Source organism: Trueperella sp. HMSC08H06, assembly GCF_001808465.1.
In the GTDB taxonomy this organism is placed as follows: domain Bacteria; phylum Actinomycetota; class Actinomycetes; order Actinomycetales; family Actinomycetaceae; genus Trueperella; species Trueperella bernardiae.
In genome coordinates this window covers 112,848-126,319 of record NZ_KV793361.1, presented here as the reverse complement: position 1 = coordinate 126,319, position 13,472 = coordinate 112,848, and the positions used below count along the sequence as shown (strand labels likewise).

Below are 13,472 nucleotides of genomic sequence, written 5' to 3'. Positions count from 1 at the left end.
AAGCAGCTACTCGAGCCCCTGAAGGAAGTCCAGTAGCAGGCGCGTGGTGGTCTCGGGCTGTTCCTCGGCCACGAAATGCCCGGCCCCGGCCACTCGCACCTTGTGGTACGGCCCGGTGGAGAACTCGAGGTCCTTATCCCAGGCGCGGTCGGGGAGGAGGGGGTCGGCCTCGCCCCGGATCGCGAGCACGGGGATGTGCACGGGGTTCGCGGAGGCGCGCAGGTAGGTGCGCCCGGTGGCGCTGCGCTGCGAGTTCCACGTCCACCGCAGCTGGTTGATGGCGATCTTCGCCGCGCCGGGCAGTTGCAGGGCCTGGGTGTAGATGTCGGACTGGCTGGAGGCGCCGTTGTTGCCGGAGGCGGACCACTCGGTGAGTAGTGCTCGCACCACGGACTCCTTGGCCAGGTTGCGCCCTGAAATGGGGGTGAGCGCGAAGGTGAGCACGTGCCGCCACGTCCGCAACGTGACATGCATGCCCAGCCGGTGGAGGGTGCGCGGGTGCGGGGAGGAAATGGTGACGAGCCCGGCGAAGAGGTCCTGCTCCATTGACACCGCGCTCCACGCCAGCGCCCCGCCGCGCCCATGCCCGACGACGACCGCCCTGCGCGCCCCGAGCGCCCGCACGATCGCCACGAGGTCGGAGGCGAGGGTGAGCCCGTCTTCGGAGTCGGGGGTCTTATCGGAGCCGCCGATCCCGCGCTGGTCAATGGCTACCACGTGGTAGCCGGCGGCGTGCAGTGGCTCGATCTGGTTGCGCCACGCCCACCAATACTGGGGAAACCCGTGGACGAGCAGTACGAGCGGCTTGTCGGGGTTGTGGGAGCCGGCGATCGCGGCGTGGAACTGGGCGCCGTTGGCGCGGATGTATTCGTGGCGCCAGGGGCCGGGGAGGGTGATGCAGGTGGTGTCGGCGGGCATTAGGAATCGCGAAGGAGTAGGTTGCGGCGGGTGACGGTGGTGCCGAAGGCCTGGCCGCGGCGTCGTGCGCCGTGCGAGACGATGCCCGTGAGCAGCAGCAGCGCGCCGAAGACGGCGATGCGGCCGGTGGCGAGGTCGTTGCCGAGGTGGTAGACGACGTTGCCGGTAAATGCGTTGTAGCCGCCGATCGCGTTCGACAGCTGCTCCACCACGTCCTGTGCGAACTTCGGGGCGCCGAGCGCGCCGGCCCCCGCGAGCAGGACGAGCGTGCCGATCACGTTCGCGCCCAACGACGACGCCCGGGCCATCCACCAAATAATTCCCGCGACGACGACGCCGCCCGCCAGCTCCAGCAACGGCATGAGCTGCGGGGAGCCGGTCATCCACGGGTTGTCGGGGACGATCGCGAGGCGAGCCCCGGCGTCGGCGATGAGGTACCAGGCCGCGGGCACAAGCAGCAGGGTGAGTAGGAGGGCGCCGGTGTGGGTGAGGCCGCGGCCCTTGGGGGCGTCGGGGATTCTGTCGGCGAGGACGGTGTCGCCCGGGTCGGCGGACCAGCGCTCGCGGCGCTCTTCGGCGTCGGCGGAGCTGGCGGCGGTCATGAACGCCGGCGCGGCGGGGGAGTCCGGGGTGGGCTGCTCGACGGCGGTGTCCGGGCTGGCCGGGGAGCTCGCGTATGGTTCGTAGGAATCGCCGAAGGTGGCCGCGCTCATGACGGAGGTGCGCGTGGGGCCGCGCGGGGCGTCGTGGGTGGAGGATGCGGGATCGTCGGAGGTTTCGGAGCTCAGCGGGCCGAAGCCGCGGGGGCTGGAATCGGAGTCGGTGCTGGCGGGCGAGTCGGCGCGGGCCGGGCCATCAGCTCGGCCCTCAGTGGAATCGGCGGCCAGGCCCTCGGCCCAGCCCTCGGCGGGCGTGGCATCCTTGGCGGGCGCCCCACCCTCAGTCGGCTCAGCGCCCTTGGCCGGCGCATCAGACGACCAGCCGTTCCCCTCGTCGCGACCAGGTGCCAGCGGGTCCGCCTCCCATGTCCCCTCGGTGCCGGCCTCGTTGTGCGCGGGGAACTCGGGCTCCACCGACCCGGTGAAGCGGTGCGGCAGGCCGTCGTTGGCGAAGCTGCCCAGTGTGGGTTCGGCCTTGCCGGGCTCGGCGGCGGGTGCGGGGGCGGCGGCGCGGTCGTCGAGCGGCTCGAGGATCGAATCCTCGTCGTCGAAGGGCCGGCGCGAGTTGGAGTTGTAGGGGTCGGTAGGCGTTGACACGTTGTTCTCCTTCTACTTCTTGCTCCAGCGTAACGACAAAGAGCGGCGATAAGCCAGAACTTGTCGGCGTGCCTGTGTGGAAAACGCAAAACTATCCACAGTTGCGCCGCCGGGGCGCCGCACCCGCGCCGGATTCGCAAGACTGCCGGCATGGAGAACATGCATTCAGTGGTGTACACCGGCACGGATCGGACCGTGGGCGACGAGCTGGCGCGGCTCGCGGACCTCGTGGGGATTGATTTTGCGCGCCTGCGCGCCCCCGCGGTGCTCATGTTCGACGACGCCGACGCCCCCGGCCAGGTCGAGGCCCACTTCCACGAGATGTTCGCGCCCTACTTCCCGCGCGGCCGGGTGCGCCTGGATCCGCACGAGTCCGCGGATGTGCTCGAGCTCATGGCCGCCGTGGGGTTGACGATGCGGGGGCGGGTGATCGGGGTCGTGGGCGCACATGGTGGGGCCGGGGCGTCGACGATTGCGGCCTGGCTGGCGCGGCTGATTGCGGTGGAGGACGACTGCGCGCTTGTTGACGTGAATCCGGCGTCGGTGGGGATTGACCACCTGCTCGCGATCGACGCCGAACCCGGCAAGCGCTGGGCGGACCTGGCCGGAGACGGCGCGATCCTGGCCGGGCGCCTTAACCGGGTGCTGCCGCGCTGGCAGGATGTACGCGTGGTCTCCGCCGACGACCGGGGCGGGGTTCCCGACGCCGCAGCCGCGACCCGCGTCATCAGCGCGCTCGCGCAAACGCATGCGTGGACGGTGCTCGACCTGCCGGTCGCGGCCGGGATGGCGGGCAGTGAGTGGCACGGGCTACTCGATTGGTGCGACGTGGTGCTGCTGGTGACGAGGCCCGACGCCGTCGCCCTGGCTCACGCTCGCGCCCGCCGAGACCATATCGGGCGGCAGATGGTGGCGGTGGGCAACACGGTGGGATCAAAGATGGAGGCCGCCCACCTGGCCGGTGCAATCGGCGTGCCGGCGATGTTTTCCGTGCGGACCTTGCGCGGCACCCGCGGCGATCTCGACCACGGCGTCACCCCCGGCGACCGCAAACGCTCCGGCGCCGAACGGGACCTGCGCGCCCTGTGGGAGCACGTGCTGGAGGTGACGGCATGAACCTCGATCCGGCCCAGCTGGCGGGGATTCGGCGGCGGCTCGCGGCGGGGGAGAACCTGCGCGGGGCGCTTGCAGCGGTTCCCGGCGCGATCTTCACGGCCGACGTCGCGGCCCTGGACGCGCAGGTGCGCCGCGAACTCATCGGGGCCGGGCCCATCATCGCCCCGCTGCTGGAGGACACGGAGGTGACGGACGTTGTCGTGAACGGGGTGGAAGTGTGGGCCGACCGCGGGCAGGGCATGGAAAAGGTGGCGGCCGAGCTGGAGGGCGAGGAGGCGACGCGGGCGTTGGCGGTGAGGCTGGCGGCGTCCTGCGGGCAACGCCTGGACGACGCGAGCCCGATCGTGGACGGCACGTTCCCCTCCGGCGTGCGATTGCACGCGGTGATTCCGCCGCTGTCGGCCGAGGGCACGCTCATTTCCCTGCGCACGCACCGCGCCCGCGTGCTCACCCTGGACGAGCTGGAGGCGGGCGGCTCGGTGGAGGCCGAGGTGGGGCGGGTGGTGCGCGCGCTGGTGGAGCGGCGGGCGAACGTGCTGATCTCGGGGGCCACGGGCGCGGGCAAGACGACGTTCCTCAACGCCATGCTGTCGCTGATCGGAGCCGAGCAGCGGATTTTGGTGATTGAGGAGTCGGCGGAATTGCGGCCCGACCACCCGCACGTCGTGCACCTGCAGGTGCGCAAAGCTAACGTGCAGGGCGCGGGCGAGGTGACGATGAGCGACCTCGTGCGCGCCGCGATGCGCATGCGCCCCGACCGGATCGTGCTCGGCGAATGCCGTGGCGCCGAGGTGCGCGACGTGCTCGGTGCGCTCAACACCGGCCACGAGGGCGGGTGGGCCACGATCCACGCCAACTCGACCGCGGACATCCCCGCTCGGCTCGTGGCGCTCGGCACGCTGGCCGGTATGAACGAGGTCACGGTCGCCGCGCAGGCCGCCTCCGCGCTCGACGCCGCCATCCACGTCCGCCGGCTTGGCGGGCGCCGCTTCGTGTCCGAAATCTCCGTGTTCGCGCGCCGAGGTGGGGAGCTGTTCGCGCCGGTCGCGATGCGGGTGGACCGGCCTGGCGGATGCGTCACGCACGACGACGGGTGGGCGGCCCTGGCCCAAAGGCTTGGGTTGGAGCCGGGGGCGGGGGTCGGGCGGTGATCTGGTTCGGCGTGCTCCTGGTGGTCGCCTTCGTCACCGTGCCGCGCCGGAGCGTGGAGCGAAAGTTGCGCGGGCGGCGTCGCCCGGAAAAACAGCCCCGGCCGGTGATGGACATGGGCGCGATCGTGACGGAGGTGGCGACGCGGCTGCGGTCGGGGTCGAGCCCGGAGCGGGCGTGGGCGCAGACGTTGCAACACGCAGGGCTCGAAGTGGACGACCCCGTTCTCGGCGACGACGGCGTCCCCCTCGCGCTGCGCGGGCTCGAGCGCATGGGCTGGTGGGAGCGGCGTAAAGTGGGCGTGACCGACGTGGCGCTACACACCCTGCCCGCCACGTACGCCGTGTGCGTGATGAGTTTCCGCACGGGCGCGCCGATGGCCGACGTGTTGGAGGCGTGCGCGGCAGGGATCACCGAGTCGGGGGAGGTGAAGAACGCGCGCGAGGTGGCGCTGGCCGGCCCGCGCACGTCCGCCCGCATGCTCGCGGGGCTGCCGGCGATCGGGATTGCGTTGGGGTACGTCATGGGCGCGGACCCGCTGGGCTTCCTATTCACGACGACGCTCGGGCGCCTCGCACTCGTAGCAGGGCTGAGCTTTGAGGTGGCGGGGCTGATGTGGACTGCGCGGATGGTGGCGCGGGCGCGGGTAGAGGAGGAATAGGTGCTGGGGCTAATGGTGGTTGCGGCGGTGCTCGCGGTGGTGTGGATGCCGTGGAGGGTGTCGGGAGGAGGCGCTGGCTCGAGCGGGGCTGGGGCCGCGGGCTCGGGGCTGGCGCGGGTGCGCGAGCGGGTGGCCCGCGTCGTGGGCAGGGCCGGGGTGCTCGGCAAGAGGGCGGACGAGCCGGTGGACATGGCCGTCGTGCTGGATCTGGCGGCGGCGGCGCTGGGGTCGGGGTTGTCGATCCCGGGGACGCTCAAGGCGCTCGACGCGGCGATCGGCGGGGCCGCGCGCACGCAGACCGCGAACCTGCTGCTCATGGGGGCCACCTGGGAGGAAGCCTGGGAGGACCTACACCGCGACCGACTCCGCGACGCCCTCCGCGCCGCCTGGACCGACGGAGCCGCGCCCGTGCCACTCATTCAGCGCAGTGCTCAGAGCCTGCGCCTGCAGCGCCAGCGTAATGCGAAGGAGGCCGCGGCCCGGCTGGGCGCGCGGCTAGTGATGCCGCTTGGGTTGTGCTTCCTGCCCGCGTTCATCCTGCTGGGCATCGTGCCGGTGGTGGCGGGCGCGGCGGGGCGCCTGTTCGGGCTTTAGCCGGCCGTATACCCGGCTGACCCGTCAGAAGTCGTGAGTATGCCGGCTGGCGGTGTGTATGGGGCGTTGGTGAGTCTTATTTTCACGAGTTGTGTCGGGTGTGCCGGGTAGCTGGCTTTGACGGCGCCCGGCGACGGGGCGGGGGCGAACTATCCACAGCGAAGCTCCCGGGAGGGCTATTCACTTTTGGGGATTATCGGCGTTTCCAGATTTTGCGATTGATGAGACTGGAGATGTCACACACCGTGACGACCCCACACGGGGGCATACAACACGAGAGAGGAAAAACAATGAAGGCAAAGAAGTTTCTGACTCCGCAGGCTGAGTCGGGCATGGTGTCGGCGGAGTACGCGGTCGGTACGGTAGCGACCACGTCCATCGCGGGGATCTTGATCTGGCTGGTCCAGCAGGACTGGTTCCGCGAGGGCATCGCGGCGATCTTCAGGCTCATTTTCAAGTACGCCTAGCCGTTCGGCGGGTGGGGCGAACCCCACCCGCCGAACCCGGTCATAGGGAAAGGAGGGAACGAGGTGAACGGAAGCGAGCGGCGGGCTGGGTCAGGGCGTGCTCCGGGAGGTGGGCCAGCTGGGCAGGCTGAGGCAACGCGTGCGGCGGGCGACATGCCAGTCGGCTGGGTGCGGGCCGAGGGCGGGATGGTCACCGCGGAATTCGCCATCGTCACGCCGGCCGTGATCCTCGTGGCGCTGGCCCTCATCTCCATGCTGGTGATGGGCTGGAAGCAGGTGGAGGTGGGCAACGAGGCTAAGGAGATTGCCCGGGAGTATTCCCTTCACGGGCACACCACCCTGGCTGAGCAGGCCAAGGCAACGGGAGCGGACGTGCGGCTCGGCGTGGAAGGGGAGGTCGTGACGGTGACGGTCACCCGCCGTGGCGGCGGCCTCTACTCCTGGTTTGACCTCGACTTCAGCGGCACTCACCGGGCCGTCATCGAACCGAGGAGCCATGGCTAGGGCCCGGGCGGAGCGGGGCTCCGCAACGACTCTCGCGGCGGGCATCATCGTGGCGCTCGCGGCGTTGGCCACCCTCCTATTCCAGTTGGTCGCGGCGGCGGGCGAGCGCATGGAGGCACAGAACGTCGCCGACCTGTCGGCCATCGCGGCCGCGATCACCTACCGGGATACGAGCTCGCAGGAGGGCGCGTGCGCGCGGGCCCGCGAGCTGGTGCTTGGCTACTCAATCACCTGCGAGGTAGAAGGGAGGAACGTGCGGGTCACGGTCCGCCGCGAGTCCCGCTTCGCCTGGATCACCCGCGCCCACGAGGCTAGCGCTGTGGCGGGCCCGGCTCGCGGCCCGTAGGGCTGGGCCAGGAGGCGAGCAGGTAGCGCAGCAGGGCGGTGGCCCCGTGCTTATCGAGCGGTTCGTTGTTGTTCCCGCACTTGGGTGACTGCACGCACCGCGGACAGCCGTGGGCGCAGTCGCAGGATTCGAGGGTGTCGAGCGTGGCGCGCAGCCAATCCGCCTCGGCGTCGAACCCGCGGTCGGAGCAGCCGGCCCCGCCGGCCATTGCGTCGTGGACGATGATGGTGGGCTTGCCGGTCTGTGGGTGGGCGGCGGTGGACAGGCCGCCGATGTCCCAACGGCTGCACGTGGCGAACAGTGGGAGCAATGCGATCATCGTGTGCTCGGCGGCGTGCAAGGTGCCGGGCACGTCGGCCGTGCGGATCCTGGCCGACGTGAGCGCCTCGACGTCGATCGTCAGCCACACTCCGGTGGTCTCCAACGACCGCATGGGCATGGTCAGCGGGTGGGTGCCAAGGTACAGGCCGTCGGCTACCCGCCGCACGTCGTAGCCCACCACCCGCGACTGCACCACCACCCGCCCGCGGCACCACGTGCCGTGGGGGAGGCGCACCTCGGCGTCGGTGGAGAGGATCTCCACGGAGGTCTCCTCACGGGCGAAGGTGCGGATCTCCTCCTCGCGGTGGCGGTGGACGAGCGCGACGTCGTCGGCCAGGCTCTCCACCATGTACGCCACGCCCTGGTGGAGATAGATTGCGCCGGGGTGGACGGTGATGTCGGCGCGCGCCTGGTCCACGGTGCCAAGCAGGGCGCCCGATTCGGCGTCGATGATCGACACGGTGGTGCCACCGCCGCGGATGTCAACCATGTCGTGCGGGCTTACGTGCAAGGCCGGGTTCCAGAACCAGCCGCGCGGGCGGCGCCGAAGTAGGTCGGCGCGCTCGAGGTCTTCGAAGACCTCGGTGGAGGGCAGGGAGAAGATCATCATGTCCGCCTCCGTGAGCGGGACCTCGGTGGCCGCCGCACACAGGTGCCCGGGCAGGATCCACGGGTTGGTGGGATCGAAGACGCTCATCTCCGGGCTCGCCTCGAGGATCGCGGGGTGGCTGAGGATGTACTGGTCGAGCGGGTTGTCCCGCCCGATGAGGACCGCCAGCCCGTTCTCACCGGCACGGCCCGCCCGGCCGATCTGCTGCTGGAAGGAGGCCTGCGTTCCGGGCCACCCCGTCACGACGACGGCGTCCAGGCCCGCGATGTCAATCCCGAGCTCGAGCGCGGAGGTGGTGGCGAGCCCGCGCAGGTCGCCCGTGCGGAGCTGGCGTTCCAGTTCGCGGCGTTCCTCGGGTAGGTAGCCGCCGCGGTAGGCCGCCACGGTGCCCTCGAGGTGGGAGGCCCGCTCGTGGAGGACCTCCCGCGACACCTCGGCCACCCGCTCCGTTCCCGGCCGGGAGCGCACGAAGGTGAGCACCCGGGCGCCGGCGGCCACGAGGGTGGCGGTGAGCTCGCCGGCCTCGGTGTTGGCGGAGCGGCGGCGGACGTCGATGTTGCCCTCGTCGTCAATCGCGGCGGGCTGGGCGTCCTCGACCTCGCGGCAGGCGAGGGTGAGGATGTCGCGCTGGCCAGCGGGTGAGCCGTCGTCGACCACAGCGACGACCTGCCCGAAGGCCTCCCCGAGGAAGCGCTGGGCGGACACGGCCGGCTCATAGGCGGTGGCGGAGAGGAACACGACCGTGGGATCGGCGCCGTAATGCCGTGCCACGCGCAGCAGCCGGCGCACCACCAGCGCCACGTTGGAGGCGAAGGAGCCGCGATAGGAATGGAATTCGTCAATCACGACGTAGGCCAGGCCGCGCCAGAGCCGCTGCCACATCTCCTGCCGGCCGAGCAGGCCGAAGTGGGCGAAGTCGGGGTTGGTGATGACCACGTCGGCGCTGGTACGGGCCCAGGCGCGGGTGGGGCCGTCGGCGTCGCCGTCCACGCTCGCCACGCCGATCCGCCGGTCCACGAGGGCGGCGAGCCGCGAAAGCGCCTGCTCCTGGTCGGCACCGAGCGCCTTCGTGGGCGCGAGGTAGAGCGCGGTGGGGCGGGAACGCGCCGAGGCCAGCGACGTTGTGGCGCGCCCTTCCGCGATCGCCGACAGCACGGGCACCCACGCGGCCAGCGACTTGCCTGACCCCGTGCCCGTTGCCACCACGACGTGGCGGCCGCTGTGAGCGGAGTCGGCAGCCTGGGCCTGGTGGATCCACGGCCGCTCCACCCCGATCTGGGCAAGCGCGGCGCGCACCTGCGGCGCAACCCATTCACCCCACGTGCCGTAGCGGGGCGCGCGGGGCGGGACGACGACGTGGCCGGTGAGCTGGTCGGCGCCGTAGGATCGGGCAACATCGAGGAGCATGGTGCCAGTGTGCCACCCCGCTCCGACAAATTCAGACCCGCCCGCACGACGGTCGAGGCGCGGCTTCCCGAAAGGGCGCGGCTCGCGCGGTGCGCACCGTGCGCACGCCTGCCCCGCCGCCCGGTCTCAGCCGCGCCGCGGGCTCCTCCGAAGAGGGCACCTTAGTCGAGGGCGAAGAGGTCGCCGGGCTGGCAGCCGAGCGCCTCGCAGATCGCGGTGAGGGTGGTGAAGCGGACGGCGCGCGCCTTGCCGGTTTTAAGGATGGAGAGGTTGGCCATGGTCAGGCCGGTGCGTTCGGAGAGCTCGGTGAGGGTCATGCCGCGGGCGGCGAGCACGGCATCGAGCGTGCAGACGATCCGGTGATCCTTTTCAGACGACATAGTCGAGCTCCTCCTGCATCCTTGCGCCCTGGCGGAATGCTGCCCAGAACGCGAGGGCGAGGATGCCGGCGAACACGAGCGCGAGGCCGAGCGTGTCGGGCCCCGCGGCGATGGTCGCGCCGTCCCCGCTCGTGGCGAGTTGGAAGGCGCTGGAGTCCTCGGAGATTCGGGTCGAGGAGGCCTCGCCCAGGACGTAGGCGATCACGCCCCCGGCTACGAGCAGCCCCGCCACCAGGCCCATCCGGCCCAGCGTGGCGCGCGCGAAGGCCTGGGCCTTGCTGATCCGGCGGATGACCCTCGTGCCGAGCACAAGCGCGGCGGCGAGCGTGAGGAGGACGACGGCGTCGTAGGCCGCGGTCCACCCAATCGTGGCGGAGGAAACCCAGCTCATGGGCACGCTTGATTCGCCGTTCATGCAGAAGTAGGGCAGGTCGCACGCGCTGGCGGGCGCGCCGCCCAGGTGCGAGCCCACGGTCAGGGCGACGAGGGTGTCGAGCAGGCCGGCACCGAGCAGGCACGTGCCGAGCCAGATGATGGCCACGGCGCCCCAGAGGAGGATCTTCTCCCAACGGGTCATGACAACTCCTTATCGTTAATCGATGTTATTGATTAACAATAAACTCGCGTGTGGCATCGGTCAAGGGTCGCGCCTCCGTCCGTGGGGGGGGGATCCGCCCTTCTCCTCAACAAACTCAGCACGCACCGTGGTCGCGCCTCCGCCCGTGGGGGGATCCGCTTCACGACGCCCGAGGCCCGGCTCGCGCCCAAATCGCGCCCTGCGAGCCGCGCCCGCAGCTCCTAATCCGCCACCGGCCGCGGAATGACGATGTCCTCTTTAGTTAAAGCCCGCTCGAATACGAACTGCGCGCTGAGATGGGCATCACAGCGTGAACTGCACAACTGAACCGTCAACAACCAGCGGGCAAGCCTAGAGGCTCCGGTAATGTATCCGTCCAGAATATTTTCGGCAACGCACCACAACCCGGTCGTGGGCGCTTGCCACTGTCATTTTGGAAGGGACGTTTTGAAGTTCGTAGGGAGAGCTTGGCGCTACTGTGTACGCAAGCCAGTAAAAACACTCATCATCTTTGCTGTTCTGGCCATCATGGCCACCGTGGTTATGTCCGCCAGTGCGGTCACCCGCTCAGCAGACCACGTGTCCAATGAAATCGAAGCAAAGACTGGCCGCGGTTTCGTCCTGGAGAACAACCCCCAACATAACCCCGGAACACCACGAGGCGCCGGCACCGTCAAAGCTGCTGACATCGACAAACTCGCGGGGCTGGACGGTGTGGAATCGTACGTGGCCCGCCAGAACGTGACCGCTGACCTCGTGGGGGCGGAAGTGCAGAAACTCGACCACGCCGACTATGACAAAAAGCGTGAAGAACAGTTCGGCAATGCCGTCAACGTGTGGGGCGTCAACAACAGCGAAATCGCCAACAACTTCCGCAGCGGCACGCTGAAACTCACCCAGGGCCGCCACCTGACACCCGACGACAAGAACAAGGCCATCATCCACGAGGATCTCGCCAAAGCCAACAACCTCAGCGTGGGTAGCAAACTTACGCTGAAGGGCAACAAGTACGACGTCGACAACGAACGCCAGTCCACAGAAGAAGTCACAACCGAAATCGTGGGCCTCGTATCCGGCGACAACCCCCGCCCGCCGGCAACGCGCAATGAGCTTTTCGCCAACACCGTCTTCACTGACCTTGATACCACGCGCGCGCTGTACGAGTTCACGCCAGAAACTGAGATCTATCAGGACGCGAACTTCTTCATCAGTAAAGACGCCGACCTCGACAAGGTCGCGCAAGCTGCCAAGCAGCAGGACGTCGACTGGCAGAACTATCAGATCTCCCCAGCAGCCCAGTACCTTTCGGGCATCACCGGCGCTGTTGACGGCATCAAGAGCATCATGCGCAGCACCACCGTTGCCGCCACCATTTTTGCTGCTGCAATCGTGGCTCTCGTCCTGTTCCTATGGCTGCGCGAACGCAACAGGGAAACCGGCACGCTGCTGTCCATCGGCGTGACCAAAACCAGCATCGCCGCACAATACTTCACCGAAATGATCATGATCGCCGTACCGGCGTTCATTGCCGCTTACTTCGCCGCCGGCCGATTCGCCCAATGGATGGGCGACACCACCCTGGCCAGTGTGAACAAGTCGGCAGCACAGGACATGGCGCAGGCCGGACAGTTCGGTGCTGACATGGAATCTTCCGCGTCAGCCCAAACACTGGAAAACCTGACAGTGGGACTGACCTCTGCTTCGGTTGTTCAAGCCGTTATCATCTGCGCGGTCGTCATCGCCGTGGTCGTTGCCATCACAGCTGTGCCCATGCTACGTAAGAGCCCCCGTGCGATCCTGGCGGACACCAAATGACCAGCCCCTGGTCACGCGCAATCCGCTGCGTTACTCGCAAACCCGGCCGCACCCTGACCATGATCCTCATCATGGCCGTGGTGTGCACCACGCTCGTCGCCCAATCCGGTGTGCGCTCCACCATGGCCGAGGTCAAAAACGCCATCAACACCAACGTCGGTGCCGGATTTACGGCAACCGTGTCGGCAGGGGAGACCGTTGGCGAGGTGGAGTCCGGTTCGGAAGGTGACCCGGCACCTCGGGAAGGTGACCAGGTGGAGACCACCCCAGGTGAGGCCCCTGTGGTGGGCTCCACCTCGGGAGATTTCACGGGTCTTGATCGTGACCTGGCCGAGCGCCTGGCAGCCCTGCCCCAGGTGGCGCGGCACAGTCTCGAAGCTGAAACCTTGGCTCGGCCCGAAGGCGCGCAGCCGGTACTGGGTACCAGTGGAATTCAGCTGGACCCGAAATTCGCCGGTGATGTCAGTGTGACCGGAACCAGTGATTCTTCGCTCAGCCCGGCTTTTCAGGGCAAGCTGTACCGGCTTATCGAAGGGGAGCACGTGGGCTCGCAGGAAGATTCGAAGTCCAGCGCTGGGGAGCCGCGGGCCATTATCCACCGCGCGTTCGCTGATCAGAACAAACTCGGTGTGGGCGACAAGCTCACGCTTACCCGCGATGGTGCGAAGGTCACGGTCACGGTTGCCGGCATCCTCGAAGGCAAAACCGACAACCCCACGGGCCTGCCATCCGGGGCATCTGAGAACCACATTTTCGTGGACCTTTCATCTGCGCAGAAGCTGGGCGCGCCCCTGACCACGGGCCGCTATTTCACGCAGAACGCACAGCAGCTGCCGGAGACGCTCGCGGCTGCTGGGCGCATAGCGCCCGAGCTGACACTGGAGGACAATTCCGCACAGTTCGCACCCGTACTCCAGGCGATTTCCGGGGTGGACCGACTGCTGGGAATCCTGCTGTTGGGTCTGGGGGTGGCCGGTGCGTGTGTGCTGGCACTGGTGAGCACCTTCTGGGCGCGCGGCCGTACTTACGAAATCGGCGTCCTTCTGTCCTTGGGCAAAAGCAAAGCCAATGTGCTGTCGCAGTTTGCGATCGAAGCCGGCATTTTCGCCGGTGCGGCCGCAGTCATCGCCGCGGTGGTCGGCACAGCTCTTTCCACCCGGCTGGGACAGGCCGTCTTCGCGCAGGTAGGCGGGGAGGCGCTGTCGTCGATTCAGCTAAGCACCGGAGCCGGTGATGTTGTCCTAGCGTTGGTGCTGGGCGCCGTCATCGTGCTCTTCGGAGTGTCCGTGGGAGTCCTGCCGCTCGTCATGCAGCGCCCCAAACGAATTCTTGCAAAACTCAGTTAGGAAAC

At 68.7% G+C, this 13,472-nt stretch carries 14 protein-coding genes; 9 read left to right on the top strand and 5 right to left on the bottom strand.

All coding sequences use genetic code 11. From position 1 onward, the window contains the following. Positions 1-6: 6 nt before the first annotated feature. Positions 7-918, bottom strand: a complete 912-nt coding sequence (locus HMPREF3174_RS06330) for an alpha/beta fold hydrolase (protein WP_068539050.1) — start codon at positions 916-918, stop codon at positions 7-9. Then, positions 918-2,174, bottom strand: a complete 1,257-nt coding sequence (locus tag HMPREF3174_RS06325; RefSeq protein WP_070448250.1) for a hypothetical protein — start codon at positions 2,172-2,174, stop codon at positions 918-920. The genes HMPREF3174_RS06330 and HMPREF3174_RS06325 overlap by 1 nt, the downstream gene beginning before the upstream one ends. Before the next feature lie 150 nt (positions 2,175-2,324). Here HMPREF3174_RS06325 and HMPREF3174_RS06320 point away from each other — a divergent pair, with 150 nt between their 5' ends. The 7 genes from HMPREF3174_RS06320 (at position 2,325) to HMPREF3174_RS06290 (ending at position 7,011) form a co-directional block, all read left to right on the top strand. After that, on the top strand, positions 2,325-3,290 hold the full coding sequence (locus HMPREF3174_RS06320) for a cellulose synthase operon protein YhjQ/BcsQ (RefSeq protein WP_062613035.1): 966 nt from the start codon (positions 2,325-2,327) through the stop codon (positions 3,288-3,290). Continuing rightward, complete coding sequence (locus HMPREF3174_RS06315; RefSeq protein WP_070448249.1) at positions 3,287-4,441, top strand: TadA family conjugal transfer-associated ATPase; 1,155 nt, start codon at positions 3,287-3,289, stop codon at positions 4,439-4,441. The genes HMPREF3174_RS06320 and HMPREF3174_RS06315 overlap by 4 nt, the downstream gene beginning before the upstream one ends. Further along, positions 4,438-5,100: a type II secretion system F family protein gene (locus HMPREF3174_RS06310; protein ID WP_070448248.1), complete on the top strand. Its 663-nt coding sequence runs from the start codon at positions 4,438-4,440 to the stop codon at positions 5,098-5,100. The genes HMPREF3174_RS06315 and HMPREF3174_RS06310 overlap by 4 nt, the downstream gene beginning before the upstream one ends. Next, on the top strand, positions 5,101-5,694 hold the full coding sequence (locus tag HMPREF3174_RS06305) for a type II secretion system F family protein (protein ID WP_068539054.1): 594 nt from the start codon (positions 5,101-5,103) through the stop codon (positions 5,692-5,694). A 290-nt stretch (positions 5,695-5,984) separates the two neighbouring features. Then, positions 5,985-6,161, top strand: coding sequence for a DUF4244 domain-containing protein (locus HMPREF3174_RS06300; RefSeq protein ID WP_068539055.1), 177 nt, complete (start codon positions 5,985-5,987; stop codon positions 6,159-6,161). Between the two features lie 63 nt (positions 6,162-6,224). Continuing rightward, a complete protein-coding gene (locus HMPREF3174_RS06295; RefSeq protein WP_145989868.1) occupies positions 6,225-6,665 on the top strand; it encodes a TadE/TadG family type IV pilus assembly protein in 441 nt (146 codons plus the stop codon). Further along, positions 6,658-7,011, top strand: a complete 354-nt coding sequence (locus HMPREF3174_RS06290) for an Rv3654c family TadE-like protein (RefSeq protein WP_062613045.1) — start codon at positions 6,658-6,660, stop codon at positions 7,009-7,011. Before HMPREF3174_RS06295 ends, HMPREF3174_RS06290 begins: the two co-directional genes overlap by 8 nt. Here HMPREF3174_RS06290 and HMPREF3174_RS06285 read toward each other — a convergent pair. The 3 genes from HMPREF3174_RS06285 to HMPREF3174_RS06275 all read right to left on the bottom strand — a co-directional run bounded on the left by HMPREF3174_RS06285 (position 6,977) and on the right by HMPREF3174_RS06275 (position 10,306). Next, entirely contained in the window at positions 6,977-9,349 is a 2,373-nt protein-coding gene (locus HMPREF3174_RS06285; RefSeq protein ID WP_070445797.1) for a DEAD/DEAH box helicase, read from the bottom strand. The two genes, HMPREF3174_RS06290 and HMPREF3174_RS06285, sit on opposite strands and share 35 nt — an antisense overlap. 161 nt (positions 9,350-9,510) lie before the next feature. Next, positions 9,511-9,729 carry a helix-turn-helix domain-containing protein gene (locus tag HMPREF3174_RS06280; protein WP_070448247.1) on the bottom strand — a complete coding sequence of 73 codons (219 nt, stop codon included), beginning with the start codon at positions 9,727-9,729 and terminating at the stop codon, positions 9,511-9,513. Continuing rightward, entirely contained in the window at positions 9,719-10,306 is a 588-nt protein-coding gene (locus HMPREF3174_RS06275; RefSeq protein ID WP_070448246.1) for a DUF2975 domain-containing protein, read from the bottom strand. The genes HMPREF3174_RS06280 and HMPREF3174_RS06275 overlap by 11 nt, the downstream gene beginning before the upstream one ends. Positions 10,307-10,834: 528 nt before the next feature. On the opposite strand from HMPREF3174_RS06275, the gene HMPREF3174_RS06270 reads away from it, so the two are divergent. Then, complete coding sequence (locus HMPREF3174_RS06270) at positions 10,835-12,121, top strand: ABC transporter permease (protein WP_236698647.1); 1,287 nt, start codon at positions 10,835-10,837, stop codon at positions 12,119-12,121. Between the two features lie 59 nt (positions 12,122-12,180). Further along, the gene (locus HMPREF3174_RS06265) at positions 12,181-13,467 is read left to right on the top strand and encodes an FtsX-like permease family protein (RefSeq protein WP_210382937.1); all 1,287 of its coding nucleotides are present in this window, start codon (positions 12,181-12,183) and stop codon (positions 13,465-13,467) included. The last annotated feature ends 5 nt before the right edge of the window (positions 13,468-13,472 follow it).

Bases quoted from the DNA above. Each gene is read 5' to 3' on its own strand.
- HMPREF3174_RS06330 (WP_068539050.1), bottom strand. From the start codon at position 918: ATGCCCGCCGACACCACCTGCATCACCCTCCCCGGCCCCTGGCGCCAC.
- HMPREF3174_RS06320 (WP_062613035.1), top strand. From the start codon at position 2,325: ATGGAGAACATGCATTCAGTGGTGTACACCGGCACGGATCGGACCGTG.
- HMPREF3174_RS06315 (WP_070448249.1), top strand. From the start codon at position 3,287: ATGAACCTCGATCCGGCCCAGCTGGCGGGGATTCGGCGGCGGCTCGCG.
- HMPREF3174_RS06300 (WP_068539055.1), top strand. From the start codon at position 5,985: ATGAAGGCAAAGAAGTTTCTGACTCCGCAGGCTGAGTCGGGCATGGTG.
- HMPREF3174_RS06290 (WP_062613045.1), top strand. From the start codon at position 6,658: ATGGCTAGGGCCCGGGCGGAGCGGGGCTCCGCAACGACTCTCGCGGCG.
- HMPREF3174_RS06285 (WP_070445797.1), bottom strand. From the start codon at position 9,349: ATGCTCCTCGATGTTGCCCGATCCTACGGCGCCGACCAGCTCACCGGC.
- HMPREF3174_RS06280 (WP_070448247.1), bottom strand. From the start codon at position 9,729: ATGTCGTCTGAAAAGGATCACCGGATCGTCTGCACGCTCGATGCCGTG.
- HMPREF3174_RS06275 (WP_070448246.1), bottom strand. From the start codon at position 10,306: ATGACCCGTTGGGAGAAGATCCTCCTCTGGGGCGCCGTGGCCATCATC.
- HMPREF3174_RS06270 (WP_236698647.1), top strand. From the start codon at position 10,835: ATGGCCACCGTGGTTATGTCCGCCAGTGCGGTCACCCGCTCAGCAGAC.
- HMPREF3174_RS06265 (WP_210382937.1), top strand. From the start codon at position 12,181: ATGATCCTCATCATGGCCGTGGTGTGCACCACGCTCGTCGCCCAATCC.